The 17,518-nt window shown below is 54.0% G+C and carries 11 protein-coding genes, 2 tRNA genes and 3 rRNA genes; 12 read left to right on the top strand and 4 right to left on the bottom strand.

The genetic code is table 11. From position 1 onward, the window contains the following. The first annotated feature begins 79 nt into the window (after positions 1 to 79). Positions 80 to 862, top strand: coding sequence for a 3'-5' ssDNA/RNA exonuclease TatD (gene tatD, locus C1N58_RS16840; protein WP_006121478.1), 783 nt, complete (start codon positions 80 to 82; stop codon positions 860 to 862). Here tatD and rfaH read toward each other — a convergent pair. Next, positions 859 to 1,347 (bottom strand): transcription/translation regulatory transformer protein RfaH, encoded by a 489-nt coding sequence (gene rfaH, locus C1N58_RS16835; protein ID WP_006121479.1) that lies wholly within the window; start codon positions 1,345 to 1,347, stop codon positions 859 to 861. The genes tatD and rfaH overlap by 4 nt on opposite strands. A 303-nt stretch (positions 1,348 to 1,650) precedes the next feature. On the opposite strand from rfaH, the gene ubiD reads away from it, so the two are divergent. Both ubiD and fre read left to right on the top strand, forming a co-directional pair. After that, on the top strand, positions 1,651 to 3,135 hold the full coding sequence (gene ubiD, locus C1N58_RS16830; protein ID WP_006121480.1) for a 4-hydroxy-3-polyprenylbenzoate decarboxylase: 1,485 nt from the start codon (positions 1,651 to 1,653) through the stop codon (positions 3,133 to 3,135). A 42-nt stretch (positions 3,136 to 3,177) separates the two neighbouring features. Next, on the top strand, positions 3,178 to 3,879 hold the full coding sequence (gene fre, locus C1N58_RS16825) for an NAD(P)H-flavin reductase (RefSeq protein ID WP_033737387.1): 702 nt from the start codon (positions 3,178 to 3,180) through the stop codon (positions 3,877 to 3,879). A gap of 68 nt (positions 3,880 to 3,947) precedes the next feature. On the opposite strand, the gene fadA is transcribed toward fre, so the two are convergent. Together fadA and fadB are read right to left on the bottom strand one after the other, a co-directional pair. Continuing rightward, complete coding sequence (gene fadA / locus C1N58_RS16820) at positions 3,948 to 5,111, bottom strand: acetyl-CoA C-acyltransferase FadA (RefSeq protein ID WP_006121482.1); 1,164 nt, start codon at positions 5,109 to 5,111, stop codon at positions 3,948 to 3,950. 10 nt (positions 5,112 to 5,121) lie between these two features. Next, positions 5,122 to 7,305, bottom strand: a complete 2,184-nt coding sequence (gene fadB / locus C1N58_RS16815) for a fatty acid oxidation complex subunit alpha FadB (RefSeq protein ID WP_039343613.1) — start codon at positions 7,303 to 7,305, stop codon at positions 5,122 to 5,124. 185 nt (positions 7,306 to 7,490) lie between these two features. Here fadB and pepQ point away from each other — a divergent pair, with 185 nt between their 5' ends. From pepQ to rrf, 9 genes are all read left to right on the top strand, one after another. Then, a complete protein-coding gene (gene pepQ, locus C1N58_RS16810; protein WP_394564356.1) occupies positions 7,491 to 8,822 on the top strand; it encodes a Xaa-Pro dipeptidase in 1,332 nt (443 codons plus the stop codon). Then, positions 8,822 to 9,439 carry an IMPACT family protein gene (locus C1N58_RS16805; RefSeq protein WP_394564355.1) on the top strand — a complete coding sequence of 206 codons (618 nt, stop codon included), beginning with the start codon at positions 8,822 to 8,824 and terminating at the stop codon, positions 9,437 to 9,439. The genes pepQ and C1N58_RS16805 overlap by 1 nt, the downstream gene beginning before the upstream one ends. A gap of 31 nt (positions 9,440 to 9,470) precedes the next feature. After that, entirely contained in the window at positions 9,471 to 10,922 is a 1,452-nt protein-coding gene (trkH, locus tag C1N58_RS16800) for a Trk system potassium transporter TrkH (protein WP_033737393.1), read from the top strand. A gap of 18 nt (positions 10,923 to 10,940) precedes the next feature. Then, the gene (hemG, locus tag C1N58_RS16795; protein ID WP_033737395.1) at positions 10,941 to 11,477 is read left to right on the top strand and encodes a menaquinone-dependent protoporphyrinogen IX dehydrogenase; all 537 of its coding nucleotides are present in this window, start codon (positions 10,941 to 10,943) and stop codon (positions 11,475 to 11,477) included. 406 nt (positions 11,478 to 11,883) lie between these two features. Next, a 16S ribosomal RNA gene (locus tag C1N58_RS16790) occupies positions 11,884 to 13,423 on the top strand. 72 nt (positions 13,424 to 13,495) lie between these two features. Then, positions 13,496 to 13,572, top strand: a tRNA-Ile gene (locus C1N58_RS16785). 148 nt (positions 13,573 to 13,720) lie between these two features. After that, a tRNA-Ala gene (locus C1N58_RS16780) sits at positions 13,721 to 13,796 on the top strand. A 202-nt stretch (positions 13,797 to 13,998) separates the two neighbouring features. Then, a 23S ribosomal RNA gene (locus C1N58_RS16775) occupies positions 13,999 to 16,896 on the top strand. Between the two features lie 103 nt (positions 16,897 to 16,999). Beyond that, positions 17,000 to 17,115 (top strand): 5S ribosomal RNA (gene rrf, locus C1N58_RS16770). The 16S, 23S and 5S rRNA genes sit together here with 2 tRNA genes alongside, the layout of an rRNA operon. Positions 17,116 to 17,372: 257 nt before the next feature. On the opposite strand, the gene C1N58_RS16765 is transcribed toward rrf, so the two are convergent. Next, complete coding sequence (locus C1N58_RS16765) at positions 17,373 to 17,507, bottom strand: hypothetical protein (protein ID WP_394550113.1); 135 nt, start codon at positions 17,505 to 17,507, stop codon at positions 17,373 to 17,375. Positions 17,508 to 17,518 lie beyond the last annotated feature (11 nt).

The following is a 17,518-nucleotide window of genomic DNA, read 5'->3' as shown; positions in this document are numbered from 1 at the left end:
CGCAGAAGCGGGAGACACAAGCCAAAAACCGCCGTCAGGCGGTTTTTTGTTTAGGATGTTTTTGACAGAGAGTAAAAATATGTTTGATATCGGTGTAAACCTGACCAGCACGCAGTTCGCCTCCGATCGAAAAAAGGTGATTACGCGCGCCCGTGACGCGGGCGTCACCGGCATGTTGATTACCGGTACCAATGCGCTGGAAAGTCAGCAGGCGCAGCGGCTGGCTGAGGCTCATCCGGGTTACTGCTGGTCCACCGCGGGCGTGCATCCCCATCATGCCAGTGAGTGGTCACAAGAGGTCGCGAATACGCTGCGCCGGCTGGCGGAAAAAGCCCAGGTTGTGGCGATAGGTGAATGCGGGCTGGATTTCAATCGTAACCTGTCCGCACATCAGCAGCAGGAATATGCGTTTGACGCGCAACTGGCATTAGCTGCGGAACTGAATATGCCCGTGTTTCTTCACTGTCGGGAAGCGCATGAACGCTTTGCTGCGGTACTTGAGCCCTGGTTGCCCAAATTACCCGCCGCCGTGATTCACTGTTTTACCGGTACCCGGGAAGAGTTAGCGGCCTGCCTGGAAATGGGCTTATCGGTAGGCATTACCGGTTGGGTATGCGATGAACGCCGGGGAATTGCCCTGCGTGAGATGTTGCCGTTGATTCCCGCCGAACGGTTGCTACTGGAAACGGATGCGCCCTATCTGTTACCGCGGGATATGCGTCCACGGCCAACTTCCCGGCGCAATGAACCCTGTTTTTTACCGCATATCCTGCAGCAGGTCGCGAACTGGCGAGGCGAGGAACCAGAGGCGCTGGCAGCCCAGGTGGATCATAATGCGCGCACGCTGTTCGGGCTGCGTTAGGCTTTACGGAATTGTCGGTTATCCACGCTCCGGACAACCTGTTTGTTTAGCAGATTCAGCAACAGGATGGAGCGTGCTTCGCCATCGGGCTCTGAGAAGATAGCCCGCAGACCTTCAAACGTCCCTTCGGTGATGATGACTTCATCGCCGTTTTGCGGCGTTTCAGGATCGATCAGCGTTTGTGGCACATCAGTCTGCAGTGCATCAATAACGACAGCAGGTACGGTGGCCGGCGTCGCGCCAAAGCGCACGAAATGGCTGACGCCACGTGTACTGCTGATGGTTGTGGTGTGAATGGCTTCGGGGTCAAACTCAATGAACAGGTAGTTTGGGAACAGCGGTTCACTTACGGTAGTTCGCTTGCCACGCACAATTTTCTCAAGCGCGATCATGGGGCTCAGGCAATTTACGGCTTGCCGCTCAAGATGCTCTTTCGCACGCAATAGCTGCCCACGTTTGCAATAGAGTAAGTACCAGGATTCCATAACTGCTCCCAATGAATGGACGCTAAGAATAGCAAACCTCCACTCAGAGTTATAGCGCATTGGGGTCTGTTACGCGGCGTTGCCTGGAAAATAAACTAAGATTGTTCTGAATGACGAATGCCATCGCATAAAATGAAAAAATAGCCATTATGCGGTAAGGTTCAGCACGAAAACTAAGCGACATTATTCGTCTGATGGTTGCCCGTGACGGGCAAGATAAGCCATGCGGTGCATAAAGCTCCACACATTCATGTAATCAGCCCTATAATGGCAAATTCACTCTGGCCGGAAAGTTGAAGCCGCATGAAATATCAGGATTTAAGAGACTTTATTGCGCTGCTTGAACAGCGTGGTGAACTCAAGCGTATCTCGCACGTGATCGACCCCGAACTGGAAATGACCGAAATTGCCGATCGCACCCTGCGTGCAGGCGGTCCGGCATTGCTGTTTGAGAACCCAAAAGGTTACGACATGCCTGTACTGTGTAACCTGTTCGGTACGCCAAAACGCGTGGCCATGGGCATGGGCCAGGAAGAGGTCAGTGCACTGCGTGAAGTGGGTGAGTTGCTGGCCTTTTTAAAAGAACCTGAGCCACCGAGAGGTTTCCGCGATCTGTTCAGTAAAATGCCGCAGTTTAAGCAAGTACTGAATATGCCGACCAAAAGGTTGCGCAATGCGCCCTGTCAGGAGGTGGTTTTCAGTGGTGATGAGGTCGACCTGACCCGAATCCCGGTCATGAAATGCTGGCCCGGCGACGCTGCCCCGCTGATTACATGGGGATTAACCGTAACGCGCGGCCCGCATAAAGAGCGACAAAATTTAGGCATCTATCGTCAGCAGGTGATTGGCAAAAATCGCCTGATCATGCGCTGGCTTTCTCATCGTGGTGGTGCCCTGGATTATCTTGAATGGTGCAAGGCACATCCTGGCGAACGTTTCCCGGTGTCCGTTGCACTGGGCGCCGATCCGGCGACCATTCTGGGGGCGGTCACGCCCGTCCCTGACACGTTGTCAGAGTATGCGTTTGCCGGTCTGCTGCGCGGCAACAAGACCGAAGTCGTCAAGTGCCTCTCAAACGATCTGGAAGTGCCTGCGAGCGCCGAAATTGTGCTGGAAGGTTATATCGAACCCGGTGACATGGCACCTGAAGGTCCCTATGGCGATCACACCGGTTACTATAATGAAGTCGACAGTTTCCCGGTGTTTACCGTTACGCACATCACGCAGCGTCATCAGGCGATCTACCATTCTACCTATACCGGAAGGCCACCGGATGAACCCGCCGTCCTGGGCGTGGCGCTGAATGAAGTGCTTGTACCGATTCTGATTAAACAGTTCCCGGAAATCGTCGATTTCTATTTGCCACCAGAAGGATGCTCTTACCGACTGGCGGTCGTGACGATTAAAAAACAGTACGCGGGACATGCCAAGCGCGTGATGTTTGGCGTCTGGTCATTTTTACGGCAGTTCATGTACACCAAATTTGTTATTGTGTGTGATGATGACGTTAATGCCCGCGACTGGAACGACGTCATCTGGGCAATCACGACGCGTATGGACCCGGCACGCGATACCGTATTGGTAGAAAACACGCCAATCGATTATCTTGATTTTGCGTCTCCGGTTTCCGGACTAGGGTCAAAGATGGGCCTCGACGCCACGAATAAATGGCCAGGTGAGACGCAACGAGAGTGGGGCACGCCGATTGTCAAAGATCCGGCCGTTACCGCACGTATCGACGCTATCTGGGATGACCTCGGTATTTTTGATCAACCATCACAGCGTTGATGGTGAGCAATAACCATAAAGACGACCCGACAGAGGGACCGCATGACAACGTTAAGCTGTAAAGTAACTTCAGTTGAGGCGATTACCGACACGGTGTATCGCGTTCGCCTGATTCCGGAAGCAGATTTTAGTTTTCGCGCAGGGCAGTACCTGATGGTCGTAATGGATGAGCGTGACAAGCGCCCGTTTTCATTAGCCTCCACGCCAATGGAAACTGAAATCATTGAACTGCATATCGGTGCCTCAGAGCTGAATCTCTACGCCATGGCGGTGATGGATCGTATTCAGCAGGAAGGGCAAATTGTGGTGGACATCCCACATGGTGATGCCTGGTTGCGTGAAGAGAGTGACAAGCCGTTAATCCTGATCGCGGGTGGCACAGGCTTTTCCTATGTGCGTTCCATTTTACTCACTGCGCTTGCCGAACAACCCAACCGTGATATTGCGGTTTACTGGGGCGGGCGCGAACTGAAGCATTTGTATGATTTGGACGAGCTGGAAGCACTGGCGATTAAGCATCCGAATCTGAAAGTGATTCCGGTTGTCGAACAGCCTGAAGCAGGCTGGCCGGGCCGTTCTGGTACGGTGCTGACAGCCGTCATGCAGGACTTTGCGACCCTGAGTGAGCATGAGATTTATATTGCCGGCCGCTTCGAAATGGCGAAAATCGCCCGTGAACGCTTTTGTTCAGAACGAGGTGCCGTTGAAGCACAAATGTATGGCGATGCGTTTGCTTTTATCTGACGTGACAGCACAAGAAAAAACCCGCCCCTGACAGGCGGGTAAATCTCACACTATAACGTTCCAACGTATTAAACGCGTTCAATAACGGTAGCGATGCCCTGACCCAAACCAATACACATGGAGGCCAGGCCGAACTGCGCATCGCGACGTTCCATAATGTTCAGCAACGTCGTGCTGATGCGTGCGCCTGAGCAGCCTAACGGATGGCCCAACGCGATGGCGCCGCCATTGAGGTTGACCTTGTCATCGAGCCTGTCTGACAGGCCGAGATCGTTGATGCAGGGCAGAACCTGCGCGGCAAAAGCCTCGTTAAGTTCAAAAACATCAATGTCATTTACGCTCAGCCCGGCGCGCTTCAGTGCCAGCTTGCTGGCCGGGACCGGGCCGTATCCCATAATGGAAGGATCGCATCCCACTACTGCCATACTTTTAATGCGTGCACGGGGTTTCAGGCCCTGCTCTCGTGCGTGGCTTTCACTCATGATCAACATGCCCGCCGCCCCGTCTGATAACGCTGACGAACTGCCCGCAGTGACTGTTCCGTTCACCGGATCGAAGGCAGGCCGCAGTGCTGCCAGTCCTTCCAGGCTGGTATCTTCACGGATGACTTCGTCAACGTCATAGCGTTTCAGGACGCCATCGGCATCGTGACCATGCAGCGCAACAATTTCATTGGCAAAATCGCCACGCTGCGTGGCCTGCCAGGCACGCTGATGAGAGCGCAAAGCAAAAGCGTCCTGCTGCTCGCGGCTGATATGGTGCATGCGCGCCAGCATCTCTGCCGTTAGCCCCATCATCCCTGCGGCTTTCGCAACGGTACGGCCTAAACCCGGATGAAAATCGACGCCATGGTTCATGGGGACATGCCCCATATGTTCGACACCGCCAATTAAACAGGTCTGAGCATCGCCGACCATGATTGCGCGTGCGGCGTCATGTAAGGCCTGCATTGAAGAACCGCAAAGACGGTTAACCGTTGTCGCCGGAACGCGGTGCGGGATTTCAGCCAGCAGCGCGGCGTTGCGGGCAATGTTGAAGCCTTGCTCCAGCGTTTGCTGCACGCAACCCCAGATAATGTCGTCCAGCGTGGCGGCATTCACCCCCGGATTGCGGTTCAACAGAGCACGCATGACATGCGCGGACAGGTCCTCGGCGCGTACATGGCGAAATGCCCCACCTTTTGAACGGCCCATCGGCGTACGCACCGCGTCAATAATTACCACATTTTCCATTTTGATTACCTCAGGCGCTTCTGAACGCGGCTTCATCGATCGGTTTGACGGCGGGATACCAGCTTTCGTGTTGGCGCGCTTTCTCAAGCAGCAGGGCAGGGAGCGCATACAGCCCACCCAATGACGAATAACGTTTCGCCTGATCCACCACGTTGCCGTTACCCAAAGTGTCGAGATAACGGAAAGCGCCGCCACGGAAAGGCGGGAATCCCAGACCATAGACCAGCGCCATGTCTGCTTCAGCAGGTGAGGCGATAATCTTCTCTTCCAGGCAGCGAACCACTTCATTCAACATCGGCAGCATCATGCGATTCAGAATCTCTTCATCGCTGAATATCCGTTTAGGCTGGCAGGCGGGTTCGAGTAAGGCATCGACCTCTGCATCGGACACTTTTTTCGGTTTCCCTTTTTTGTCTTCTTCCCAGCGCCAGAAACCCAGACCATTTTTCTGACCAAAACGCTTCGCCTCAAACAGAATATCGATCGCATCGCGATAGTCTTTTTTCATCCGTTCAGGAAAACCGTCCGCCATGACGCTTTGCGCATGATGCGCGGTATCAATGCCCACGACATCCAGCAGCCATGAAGGCCCCATCGGCCAGCCAAACTGTTTTTCCATTACCTTGTCGATCTGGCGGAAGTCCGCACCATCACGCAACAGCATGCCGAAGGCAGCGAAGTAGGGGAACAAAACGCGGTTAACAAAGAAACCCGGACAGTCATTCACCACCACCGGGGTTTTACCCATTTTACTGGCCCAGGCGACAACTTTACCCAGCGTGGCCTCACTGGTTTTCTCTCCACGGATCACCTCTACCAGCGGCATACGTGGAACCGGGTTAAAGAAGTGCATGCCACAAAAATTTTCTGGACGCTGCAACGCCTGCGCCAGATGGCTGATGGGGATGGTTGAGGTGTTTGACGCCAGAATGGCATCAGCGCGCATATGGGTTTCGGTTTCAGCCAGAACGCTGGCCTTGATTTTCGGATTTTCGACGACGGCTTCTACCACGATGTCGGCCTGGTCGAAACCGGCATAATCGAGAGTAGGCTGAATAGTGGCAATGACGCTGGCCAGCTTGTTTCCGTCTATTTTACCGCGTTCCAGTTGCTTATTCAGAAGCTTACTGGCTTCATTCATGCCCAGCGTCAGCGCCTGCGGATTGATATCCTTCATTTTAACCGGCACGCCTTTCCATGCCGATTGATAGCTGATTCCACCGCCCATAATACCGGCGCCCAGCACGGCGGCCTGTCTGGGCGTGCCGCTTTCACTACTGCGTTTTTTGGCCAGACTTTTGATGTACTGATCGTTGAGAAAAATCCCGACGAGCGCGCGGGCCACATCTGACTGTGCCAGCGGAACAAACGCTGCGGTTTCCAGCTTTAGCGCATCATCGCGGCCCAGCGCTGCTGCCGCTTCAATGGTTTTAACGGCAGTGACTGGCGCAGGGTAGTGTTTCCCCGCCGTTTGCATCACCATGCCTTTGGCTATCGTAAAGCTCATCGCGGCTTCAACGGGGCTGAGTTTCAATGGAGCCAGTTTAGGGGCGCGACGGGCACGCCAACTGCCGTCGTGGGCGGCCGCTTTTAGCATGGTTAACGCAGCATCACGCAGCTTATCGTTGCTGACAACCGCATCCACCAGACCCAGTTTCAGCGCTTCAACACCGTCAACATCTTTGCCTGCGGCAATGATTTCCATTGCACTGTCGGCACCTAACAGACGAGGAAGACGCACGCTGCCGCCAAAACCCGGCATGATGCCCAGCTTCGTTTCCGGTAACCCCAGGCGGGCCGTCGGTGTGGCAACGCGCAAATCCGTGGCCAGTACACATTCACAGCCACCGCCCAGCGCATAGCCCTCAATCGCCGAGATCGTGGGCACCGGCAAATCTTCCAGACGATTGAAGATACTGTTGGCGAAGGTCAGCCACTGGCTCAGTTTCTCTGTCGGCGCATCAAAGAGCGCCAGGAATTCAGTAATGTCCGCACCCACGATAAAGGCGGGTTTTGCTGATCGCAGAAGCACACCGCGCAGGCCGGCATGTTTTTCCAGCACCGTTACCGCATCGCCAAGACTGGCCACGGTTTGCGTATCCAGCTTGTTAACGGAGCCGGGGGCATCAAATACCAGCTCGACAATACCATCGTCCAGCTGGTGAAGAGTGAGGTTAGCGCCTTGGTAGAGCATGTACGTCTCCTGAAACCGCGAAAGGTGATCTGGTCATACCAGATGATCGTGAGTTTGGGAGGGATGTTAATTTTTTGCAAACAGGTCTTTGTTTATTTGCTAACAAGATCACAGCCACGGGGAACCCGGCATCCGGATTTTGCCTGTGATAAACTGCGGCTTTTCCGGACACTGGAGAGGCGGCAATGGATTCACTTAAGAGCTTGTATCACGCGCATATTACGACCTTGCAACAACGTGCTCAGCAGGTATTGGCACGTCATAAACTGGACGCCATGCTGATCCATTCCGGCGAGCTACTCACCGTATTTCTGGACGACCACACGTATCCGTTTAAGGTCAACCCGCAGTTCAAGTCCTGGGTGCCGGTAACACAGGTACCTAACTGTTGGCTGTGGATCGATGGCGTGAACAAGCCGAAATTGTGGTTCTATTCGCCGGTGGATTACTGGCACAACGTTGAACCGCTTCCGCACAGTTTCTGGACCGACGACATTGAGATTATCGGGCTGGCAAACGCGAATGCCATTGGCGATCTCCTGCCTGCTCAGCGCGAAAATGTTGCCTATATTGGCCCGGTCGTCGAACGCGCTGCGCAGTTAGGCATTACGGCAGGCAACATCAATCCTAAAGCGGTGATCGATTTCCTGCATTATCACCGCAGTATTAAAACTGACTACGAACTGACCTGTATGCGTCAGGCGCAGAAAATTGCCGTGGCAGGACATCGCGCTGCCAAAGAAGCGTTTGCGGCAGGTCTGAGTGAATTCGATATTAATCAGGCGTACCTGACCGCGACTGGTCATCGCGATACGGATGTCCCTTACGGCAACATTATTGCATTGAACGAACATGCTGCCGTGTTGCATTACACCAAACTGGATCATCAGCCACCGGCTAAGCGCTACAGTTTCCTGATTGATGCCGGGGCGGAATATCAGGGATATGCCGCTGACCTGACCCGCAGCTATGCCGCACAAAGCGGATCGCTGTATGCCAAAATGGTGGAGGCGATGAATGCGGAAGAGCTGGCCTTGATTGCGACGTTGAAAGCGGGCGTGCGCTACACCGATTACCATCTGCAAATGCATCAGCGCATTGCAAAATTACTGGTGAAGTTTGATTTGGTCCACGGCATCAGTGAAGAGGCGTTGGTGGCCGAAGACCTGACCGGTCCGTTTATGCCACACGGTTTAGGTCATCCGCTGGGCCTGCAGGTTCATGATGTCGCCGGATTTATGCAAGATGAAAGCGGGACGCACCTGGCTGCGCCAGCGCAATATCCTTACCTGCGTTGCACCCGTGTCATCCAGCCGGGGATGGTGTTAACCATCGAGCCAGGCTTCTACATTATTGATTCACTGCTGGCACCGCTGCGCGCTGGCAAATTCAGTGCGCATTTTAACTGGCAGACACTGGATGCGCTTAAGCCTTACGGCGGCATTCGCATTGAAGATAACGTGGTTATTCATGCTAATCGCGTTGAAAACATGACGCGCGACCTGCACCTCGCCTGATGGAGGCTTACGATATTCCTGCGCAAGCGCTGAGCGTGAGTGAGGAGACCATCAAAAAGAGCCGGTTTATTACGTTACTGGCGCACACGGACGGTGTCGAAGCCGCGCGGGCTTTTGTCCAGCAGGTAAAACAGGATTATCCGACGGCCCGGCATCATTGCTGGGCCTGGGTGGCGGGCGCGCCCGATGATTCGCAGCAGTTGGGGTTTTCCGATGACGGCGAACCTTCGGGAACGGCGGGGAAACCTATGCTGGCGCAGTTGATGGGGGCAGGCATAGGGGAAATCACCGCCGTCGTCGTACGTTACTACGGCGGCATCATGCTGGGAACGGGCGGTCTGGTAAAGGCTTATGGCGGCGGTGTCCAGCAAGGGCTGAAACAGCTTGAGCGCCAGCGAAAAGTCCCGGTAAGGTTATTCACGTTGCAGTGTGACTACGCCCAGTTGAGCGACATTGAGCGTCTGGTGCAGCGCTACGACGGCAGCATTACTGAAAGTCATTATTGCGCCCGTATCGCGATGACGCTGGCTTTGCCTTATGGACAAATTGAGGGATTTAAGCAAAATCTGTCAGACTTCAGCCGGGGTGCGTTAACGCTTCTTCCGCTTATACCATGATGTTCTTCTCTTTAACTAAAGGAACGGCTTAATGCATTTTCGCGCCATTACCCGCATTGTCGGTCTGCTGGTGATCCTCTTCTCGGTGACGATGATTGTACCCGGCCTCGTTGCGCTGATTTATCGGGATGGTGCCGGCCGCGCCTTCAGCCAGACGTTTATGATGGCTCTGGTGATTGGTTCATTATTGTGGTGGCCAAACCGTAAGAAGAAAACGGAGCTTAAGCCGCGCGAAGGGTTTCTGATCGTGGTGCTGTTCTGGACCGTGCTGGGCAGCGTCGGGGCCATGCCGTTTATCTTTGCCGAACAGCCGCATCTGTCGGTTACCGATGCCTTTTTTGAATCCTTTTCCGGGTTAACCACCACCGGTGCGACGACGCTGGTGGGGCTGGACTCTTTGCCTAAAGCGATTCTGTTCTATCGCCAGATGCTGCAGTGGCTTGGCGGTATGGGAATCATTGTGCTCGCGGTGGCGATTCTGCCCATTCTGGGCGTCGGTGGGATGCAGCTTTACCGTGCCGAAATGCCCGGTCCGTTGAAAGACAATAAGATGCGTCCGCGTATTGCCGAAACGGCCAAGACGCTATGGCTTATCTATGTATTACTGACGGTGGCCTGCGCACTGGCATTATGGTTTGCCGGAATGCCCGCCTTCGATGCCATTGGGCACAGCTTTTCGACGATTGCTATTGGGGGATTTTCAACCCACGATGCCAGTATCGGCTATTTCCAGAGCGGCACCATTAATACGATTGTGGCCGTGTTCCTGCTGATCTCCGGCTGTAACTACGGCCTGCACTTCTCTTTACTGAGTAACCGCAATCTTCGGGTGTACTTACGCGATCCCGAATTTCGTATGTTTATCGGTGTGCAACTGACGCTGGTACTGATCTGTACAGTGGTACTGTGGTTCCATAATGTTTATGACAGTGGCTGGCAAACGTTGAATCAGGCGTTTTTCCAGGTTGTCTCGATGGCGACGACAGCGGGATTCACCACAGACAGTATTGCGCGCTGGCCGCTGTTCCTGCCGGTTTTGCTGCTCTGCTCTGCGTTCATTGGCGGCTGTGCCGGTTCGACGGGCGGTGGCCTGAAAGTGATCCGCATCCTGCTGCTGTGTAAACAGGGGAATCGCGAACTCAAACGCCTTGTCCATCCCAATGCGGTTTACACCATTAAGCTGGGTAATCGCGCGTTGCCAGAACGCATCCTGGAAGCGGTCTGGGGATTCTTCTCTGCGTATGCGCTGGTCTTCCTGATCAGTATGCTGGCCATTATTGCCACCGGCGTGGATGATTTTTCTGCGTTTGCCGCGGTCGCCGCAACGTTAAACAACCTGGGGCCCGGTCTGGGTGTTGTAGCGGATAACTTCACCTCAATGAATGATGTGGCAAAGTGGATTTTAATTTCGACTATGCTGTTTGGTCGCCTTGAGGTATTCACGTTGCTGGTGTTATTCACGCCAACCTTCTGGCGAGAATAACTAATAAGGATGCAGATGATGAAAGCATTAATTCTCTTTTCGACCCGTGACGGTCAGACGCAAAAAATCGCTTCCGCTATGGCGGAGGCGATTAAGGGCGAGCAAGCGTGCGATGTGATGAATATTCAGGATGCAGACGCGATTGACTGGCAGCAATATGATCGGGTGCTGATTGGGGCTTCAATCCGTTATGGTCACTTTCAGCCCGCCGTAAACGAATTTGTTAAGCAGAACCTGGCCGCATTGCAGCAGCGCGTCAGCGGCTTCTTCTCCGTGAATCTTACGGCGCGTAAGCCAGAGAAGCGGACGCCGGAAACCAATGCCTATACCGTTAAGTTTTTAGCGCAGTCCCCCTGGAAGCCCGATTGCTGTGCGGTTTTTGCTGGTGCACTGTATTATCCCCGCTATCGTTGGTTTGATCGGGTCATGATTAAGTTGATTATGCGCATGACCGGCGGCGAAACGGATACGACGAAGGAAGTTGAGTATACGGACTGGGAGCAGGTGCGCGGTTTCGCCAGAGATTTTGCACAGTTACCAGGCAAATCGTACTGAAAAAACGCGATCTGGCGAAATTTGAGACGAACAGTAATATTTTTGCAATTAACCCTTGTCAGGCCGCGCGAACTCCCTATAATGCGCCTCCATCGACACGGCACAACGGCTTACGGAATGCGGTGTTGAGAGGGTCAGGCAACTGAGCCGCCGGAGAAAAACTTCTGAAAAAGAAGTTGACTCTGAAGGAGGAAAGCGTAATATACGCCACCTCGCAACAGACGGTTAACCCGCTGGTTGCACTGCTCTTTAACAATTTATCAGACAATCTGTGTGGGCACTCGCAGGATTGATATCCGCGTCTCCGGACGCAAAAAATATCAAGTCTTAAGAGTGAACACGTAGTGAAATTCATTACGACGTTTTCCTTGAGCATCGCTGCACTGGTTGCAGCAAATCAAACTTTAAATTGAAGAGTTTGATCATGGCTCAGATTGAACGCTGGCGGCAGGCCTAACACATGCAAGTCGGACGGTAGCACAGAGGAGCTTGCTCCTCGGGTGACGAGTGGCGGACGGGTGAGTAATGTCTGGGAAACTGCCCGATGGAGGGGGATAACTACTGGAAACGGTAGCTAATACCGCATAACGTCGCAAGACCAAAGTGGGGACCTTCGGGCCTCACACCATCGGATGTGCCCAGATGGGATTAGCTTGTAGGCGGGGTAACGGCCCACCTAGGCGACGATCCCTAGCTGGTCTGAGAGGATGACCAGCCACACTGGAACTGAGACACGGTCCAGACTCCTACGGGAGGCAGCAGTGGGGAATATTGCACAATGGGCGCAAGCCTGATGCAGCCATGCCGCGTGTATGAAGAAGGCCTTCGGGTTGTAAAGTACTTTCAGCGGGGAGGAAGGTGTTGAGGTTAATAACCTCAGCAATTGACGTTACCCGCAGAAGAAGCACCGGCTAACTCCGTGCCAGCAGCCGCGGTAATACGGAGGGTGCAAGCGTTAATCGGAATTACTGGGCGTAAAGCGCACGCAGGCGGTCTGTTAAGTCAGATGTGAAATCCCCGGGCTTAACCTGGGAACTGCATTTGAAACTGGCAGGCTTGAGTCTCGTAGAGGGGGTAGAATTCCAGGTGTAGCGGTGAAATGCGTAGAGATCTGGAGGAATACCGGTGGCGAAGGCGGCCCCCTGGACGAAGACTGACGCTCAGGTGCGAAAGCGTGGGGAGCAAACAGGATTAGATACCCTGGTAGTCCACGCCGTAAACGATGTCGACTTGGAGGTTGTTCCCTTGAGGAGTGGCTTCCGGAGCTAACGCGTTAAGTCGACCGCCTGGGGAGTACGGCCGCAAGGTTAAAACTCAAATGAATTGACGGGGGCCCGCACAAGCGGTGGAGCATGTGGTTTAATTCGATGCAACGCGAAGAACCTTACCTACTCTTGACATCCAGCGAACTTTCCAGAGATGGATTGGTGCCTTCGGGAACGCTGAGACAGGTGCTGCATGGCTGTCGTCAGCTCGTGTTGTGAAATGTTGGGTTAAGTCCCGCAACGAGCGCAACCCTTATCCTTTGTTGCCAGCGATTCGGTCGGGAACTCAAAGGAGACTGCCGGTGATAAACCGGAGGAAGGTGGGGATGACGTCAAGTCATCATGGCCCTTACGAGTAGGGCTACACACGTGCTACAATGGCGCATACAAAGAGAAGCGACCTCGCGAGAGCAAGCGGACCTCATAAAGTGCGTCGTAGTCCGGATCGGAGTCTGCAACTCGACTCCGTGAAGTCGGAATCGCTAGTAATCGTGGATCAGAATGCCACGGTGAATACGTTCCCGGGCCTTGTACACACCGCCCGTCACACCATGGGAGTGGGTTGCAAAAGAAGTAGGTAGCTTAACCTCCGGGAGGGCGCTTACCACTTTGTGATTCATGACTGGGGTGAAGTCGTAACAAGGTAACCGTAGGGGAACCTGCGGTTGGATCACCTCCTTACCTGAGGATACCTTCGTGCGCAGTGCTCACACAGATTGTCTGATAGAAGTCACGAGCAGAAAAAACCTCTACAGGCTTGTAGCTCAGGTGGTTAGAGCGCACCCCTGATAAGGGTGAGGTCGGTGGTTCAAGTCCACTCAGGCCTACCAAATTTCTCCTCATGCTGCGTTATGCGCGCGGTCGTTTACAGAGGTAAACTTCCCTTCCGCATGCCTTGCCTGAGAAGAAATTGCATTCCTCCATGCGAAGAATGTGTACTCGGTTGAGTGGTAGTAGTGGTCTCTGCAGTAACTGTATGGGGCTATAGCTCAGCTGGGAGAGCGCCTGCCTTGCACGCAGGAGGTCAGCGGTTCGATCCCGCTTAGCTCCACCATACTTGCTGTTTTTTCTGACAATACTTCAGAGCGTACCGGCGACGGTGTGCTGCGAAGTATTATGCTCTTTAACAATCCGGAACAAGCTGAAAATTTGAAACGACGCACGTCGTGTTCCTCCGTAATAAGGAACACAGCACGATGCGTTCGGGTCTCTCAAAAGCTCATAACACGCAAGCGCAAAACGCCTGTGGGTTGTGAGGTTAAGCGACCAAGCGTACACGGTGGATGCCCTGGCAGTCAGAGGCGATGAAGGGCGTGCTAATCTGCGATAAGCGCCGGTAAGGTGATATGAACCGCTACAACCGGCGATACCCGAATGGGGAAACCCAGTGTGATTCGTCACACTATCATGCAGTGAATACATAGCGGCATGAGGCGAACCGGGGAACTGAAACATCTAAGTACCCCGAGGAAAAGAAATCAACCGAGATTCCCCAGTAGCGGCGAGCGAACGGGGAGGAGCCCAGAACCTGCATCAGCTTGTGCATCAGTGGAAGCGTCTGGAAAGTCGCAGGGTACAGGGTGATACTCCCGTACACAAAGGTGCACAGGCTGTGAGTTCGATGAGTAAGGCGGGACACGTGGTATCCTGTCTGAATATGGGGGACCATCCTCCAAGGCTAAATACTCCTGACTGACCGATAGTGAACCAGTACCGTGAGGGAAAGGCGAAAAGAACCCCGGCGAGGGGAGTGAAACAGAACCTGAAACCGTGTACGTACAAGCAGTGGGAGCACCTTCGTGGTGTGACTGCGTACCTTTTGTATAATGGGTCAGCGACTTATATTCTGTAGCAAGGTTAACCGTATAGGGGAGCCGCAGGGAAACCGAGTCTTAACTGGGCGTTAAGTTGCAGGGTATAGACCCGAAACCCGGTGATCTAGCCATGGGCAGGTTGAAGGTTGGGTAACACTAACTGGAGGACCGAACCGACTAATGTTGAAAAATTAGCGGATGACCTGTGGCTGGGGGTGAAAGGCCAATCAAACCGGGAGATAGCTGGTTCTCCCCGAAAGCTATTTAGGTAGCGCCTCGTGAATTCATCTCCGGGGTAGAGCACTGTTTCGGCTAGGGGGCCATCCCGGCTTACCAACCCGATGCAAACTGCGAATACCGGAGAATGTTATCACGGGAGACACACGGCGGGTGCTAACGTCCGTCGTGAAGAGGGAAACAACCCAGACCGCCAGCTAAGGTCCCAAAGTCATGGTTAAGTGGGAAACGATGTGGGAAGGCACAGACAGCCAGGATGTTGGCTTAGAAGCAGCCATCATTTAAAGAAAGCGTAATAGCTCACTGGTCGAGTCGGCCTGCGCGGAAGATGTAACGGGGCTAAACCATGCACCGAAGCTGCGGCAGCGACGCGTAAGCGTTGCTGGGTAGGGGAGCGTTCTGTAAGCCGCTGAAGGTGTGCTGTGAGGCATGCTGGAGGTATCAGAAGTGCGAATGCTGACATAAGTAACGATAAACAAGGTGAAAAACCTTGTCGCCGGAAGACCAAGGGTTCCTGTTCAACGTTAATCGGAGCAGGGTGAGTCGACCCCTAAGGCGAGGCCGAAAGGCGTAGTCGATGGGAAACAGGTTAATATTCCTGTACTTGGTGTTACTGCGAAGGGGGACGGAGAAGGCTATATCGGCCGGGCGACGGTTGTCCCGGTTTAAGCGTGTAGGTGTGTGTGCCAGGCAAATCCGGTGCACTTTACACTGAGGCGTGACGACGAGGCACTACGGTGCTGAAGTGATAAATGCCCTGCTTCCAGGAAAAGCCTCTAAGCATCAGGTAACACGAAATCGTACCCCAAACCGACACAGGTGGTCAGGTAGAGAATACCCAGGCGCTTGAGAGAACTCGGGTGAAGGAACTAGGCAAAATGGTGCCGTAACTTCGGGAGAAGGCACGCTGGCGCGTAGGTGAAGGGACTTGCTCCCGGAGCCGAGGCCAGTCGAAGATACCAGCTGGCTGCAACTGTTTATTAAAAACACAGCACTGTGCAAACACGAAAGTGGACGTATACGGTGTGACGCCTGCCCGGTGCCGGAAGGTTAATTGATGGGTTATCCGCAAGGAGAAGCTCTTGATCGAAGCCCCGGTAAACGGCGGCCGTAACTATAACGGTCCTAAGGTAGCGAAATTCCTTGTCGGGTAAGTTCCGACCTGCACGAATGGCGTAATGATGGCCAGGCTGTCTCCACCCGAGACTCAGTGAAATTGAAATCGCTGTGAAGATGCAGTGTACCCGCGGCAAGACGGAAAGACCCCGTGAACCTTTACTACAGCTTGACACTGAACACTGAGCCTTGATGTGTAGGATAGGTGGGAGGCTTTGAAGCGTGGACGCCAGTCTGCGTGGAGCCGTCCTTGAAATACCACCCTTTAATGTTTGGTGTTCTAACGTGGGCCCGTGATCCGGGCTGCGGACAGTGTCTGGTGGGTAGTTTGACTGGGGCGGTCTCCTCCCAAAGCGTAACGGAGGAGCACGAAGGTTGGCTAATCCTGGTCGGACATCAGGAGGTTAGTGCAATGGCATAAGCCAGCTTGACTGCGAGAGTGACGGCTCGAGCAGGTGCGAAAGCAGGTCATAGTGATCCGGTGGTTCTGAATGGAAGGGCCATCGCTCAACGGATAAAAGGTACTCCGGGGATAACAGGCTGATACCGCCCAAGAGTTCATATCGACGGCGGTGTTTGGCACCTCGATGTCGGCTCATCACATCCTGGGCTGAAGTAGGTCCCAAGGGTACGGCTGTTCGCCGTTTAAAGTGGTACGCGAGCTGGGTTTAGAACGTCGTGAGACAGTTCGGTCCCTATCTGCCGTGGGCGCTGGAGAATTGAGGGGGTTGCTCCTAGTACGAGAGGACCGGAGTGAACGCACCGCTGGTGTCCGGGTTGTCACGCCAGTGGCACTGCCCGGTAGCTAAGTGCGGAAAAGATAAGTGCTGAAAGCATCTAAGCACGAAACTTGCCCCGAGATGAGTTCTCCCTGAGGCTTCGGGCCTCCTGAAGGGACGTTGAAGACGACGACGTTGATAGGCCGGGTGTGTAAGCGCAGCGATGCGTTGAGCTTACCGGTACTAATGACCCGTGAGGCTTAACCTTACAACGCCAGAGGCGTTTTGGGTTGAGAGACAGAAGAATTTTCAGCCTTGTTTACCGGATAACGCCGTGCGGCCCGAGGGGGCGGTGCGGCAGACAGAATCTGCCTGGCGGCTGTAGCGCGGTGGTCCCACCTGACCCCATGCCGAACTCAGAAGTGAAACGCCGTAGCGCCGATGGTAGTGTGGGGTCTCCCCATGCGAGAGTAGGGAACTGCCAGGCATCAATCAGGTGAAGAAGCCCCGTACGGAAGTACGGGGCTTTTTTACGTCCGTCGTCCGGGGAGGGCGGGGGCTGCCGGACCTCTGCGGGCTTCAGGGCAGATCTCTGCCGTCGCCTGCCGGTCATCCTCCCTGGTCCGTTTACCTTGCCTCTGCATGTAAAAGGAAAGAATATGTCGTCAGCGGCCCTTTCCTGTCTATGCCTTTTAGCCCATGCTTTGCATCAATCTCTCCAGTGAATAGCTAAACAGACTGCGATCAAACCGCGCTGTTTAAACGTGCGGTTGGCAAAACGGCCTGGATGAAACGGATGCCCACCTCTACAAAGTTCTGCTGATACTTCACAATTGTTCCGCCTGTGTTTTTAGATGCTTTAAACAACTCACATTCCATCAGCTTCCCCT

Source organism: Pantoea sp. SGAir0180 (assembly GCF_043546245.1).
This window is presented reverse-complemented; position numbering and strand designations above follow the sequence as displayed.

Excerpts from the sequence above, each read along its gene's own strand:
- tatD (WP_006121478.1), top strand. The coding sequence starts at position 80 with ATGTTTGATATCGGTGTAAACCTGACCAGCACGCAGTTCGCCTCCGAT.
- hemG (WP_033737395.1), top strand. The coding sequence starts at position 10,941 with ATGAAAGCATTAATTCTCTTTTCGACCCGTGACGGTCAGACGCAAAAA.
- trkH (WP_033737393.1), top strand. The coding sequence starts at position 9,471 with ATGCATTTTCGCGCCATTACCCGCATTGTCGGTCTGCTGGTGATCCTC.
- fadA (WP_006121482.1), bottom strand. The coding sequence starts at position 5,111 with ATGGAAAATGTGGTAATTATTGACGCGGTGCGTACGCCGATGGGCCGT.
- C1N58_RS16765 (WP_394550113.1), bottom strand. The coding sequence starts at position 17,507 with ATGGAATGTGAGTTGTTTAAAGCATCTAAAAACACAGGCGGAACAATT.
- fre (WP_033737387.1), top strand. The coding sequence starts at position 3,178 with ATGACAACGTTAAGCTGTAAAGTAACTTCAGTTGAGGCGATTACCGAC.
- fadB (WP_039343613.1), bottom strand. The coding sequence starts at position 7,305 with ATGCTCTACCAAGGCGCTAACCTCACTCTTCACCAGCTGGACGATGGT.
- C1N58_RS16805 (WP_394564355.1), top strand. The coding sequence starts at position 8,822 with ATGGAGGCTTACGATATTCCTGCGCAAGCGCTGAGCGTGAGTGAGGAG.
- pepQ (WP_394564356.1), top strand. The coding sequence starts at position 7,491 with ATGGATTCACTTAAGAGCTTGTATCACGCGCATATTACGACCTTGCAA.
- rfaH (WP_006121479.1), bottom strand. The coding sequence starts at position 1,347 with ATGGAATCCTGGTACTTACTCTATTGCAAACGTGGGCAGCTATTGCGT.
- ubiD (WP_006121480.1), top strand. The coding sequence starts at position 1,651 with ATGAAATATCAGGATTTAAGAGACTTTATTGCGCTGCTTGAACAGCGT.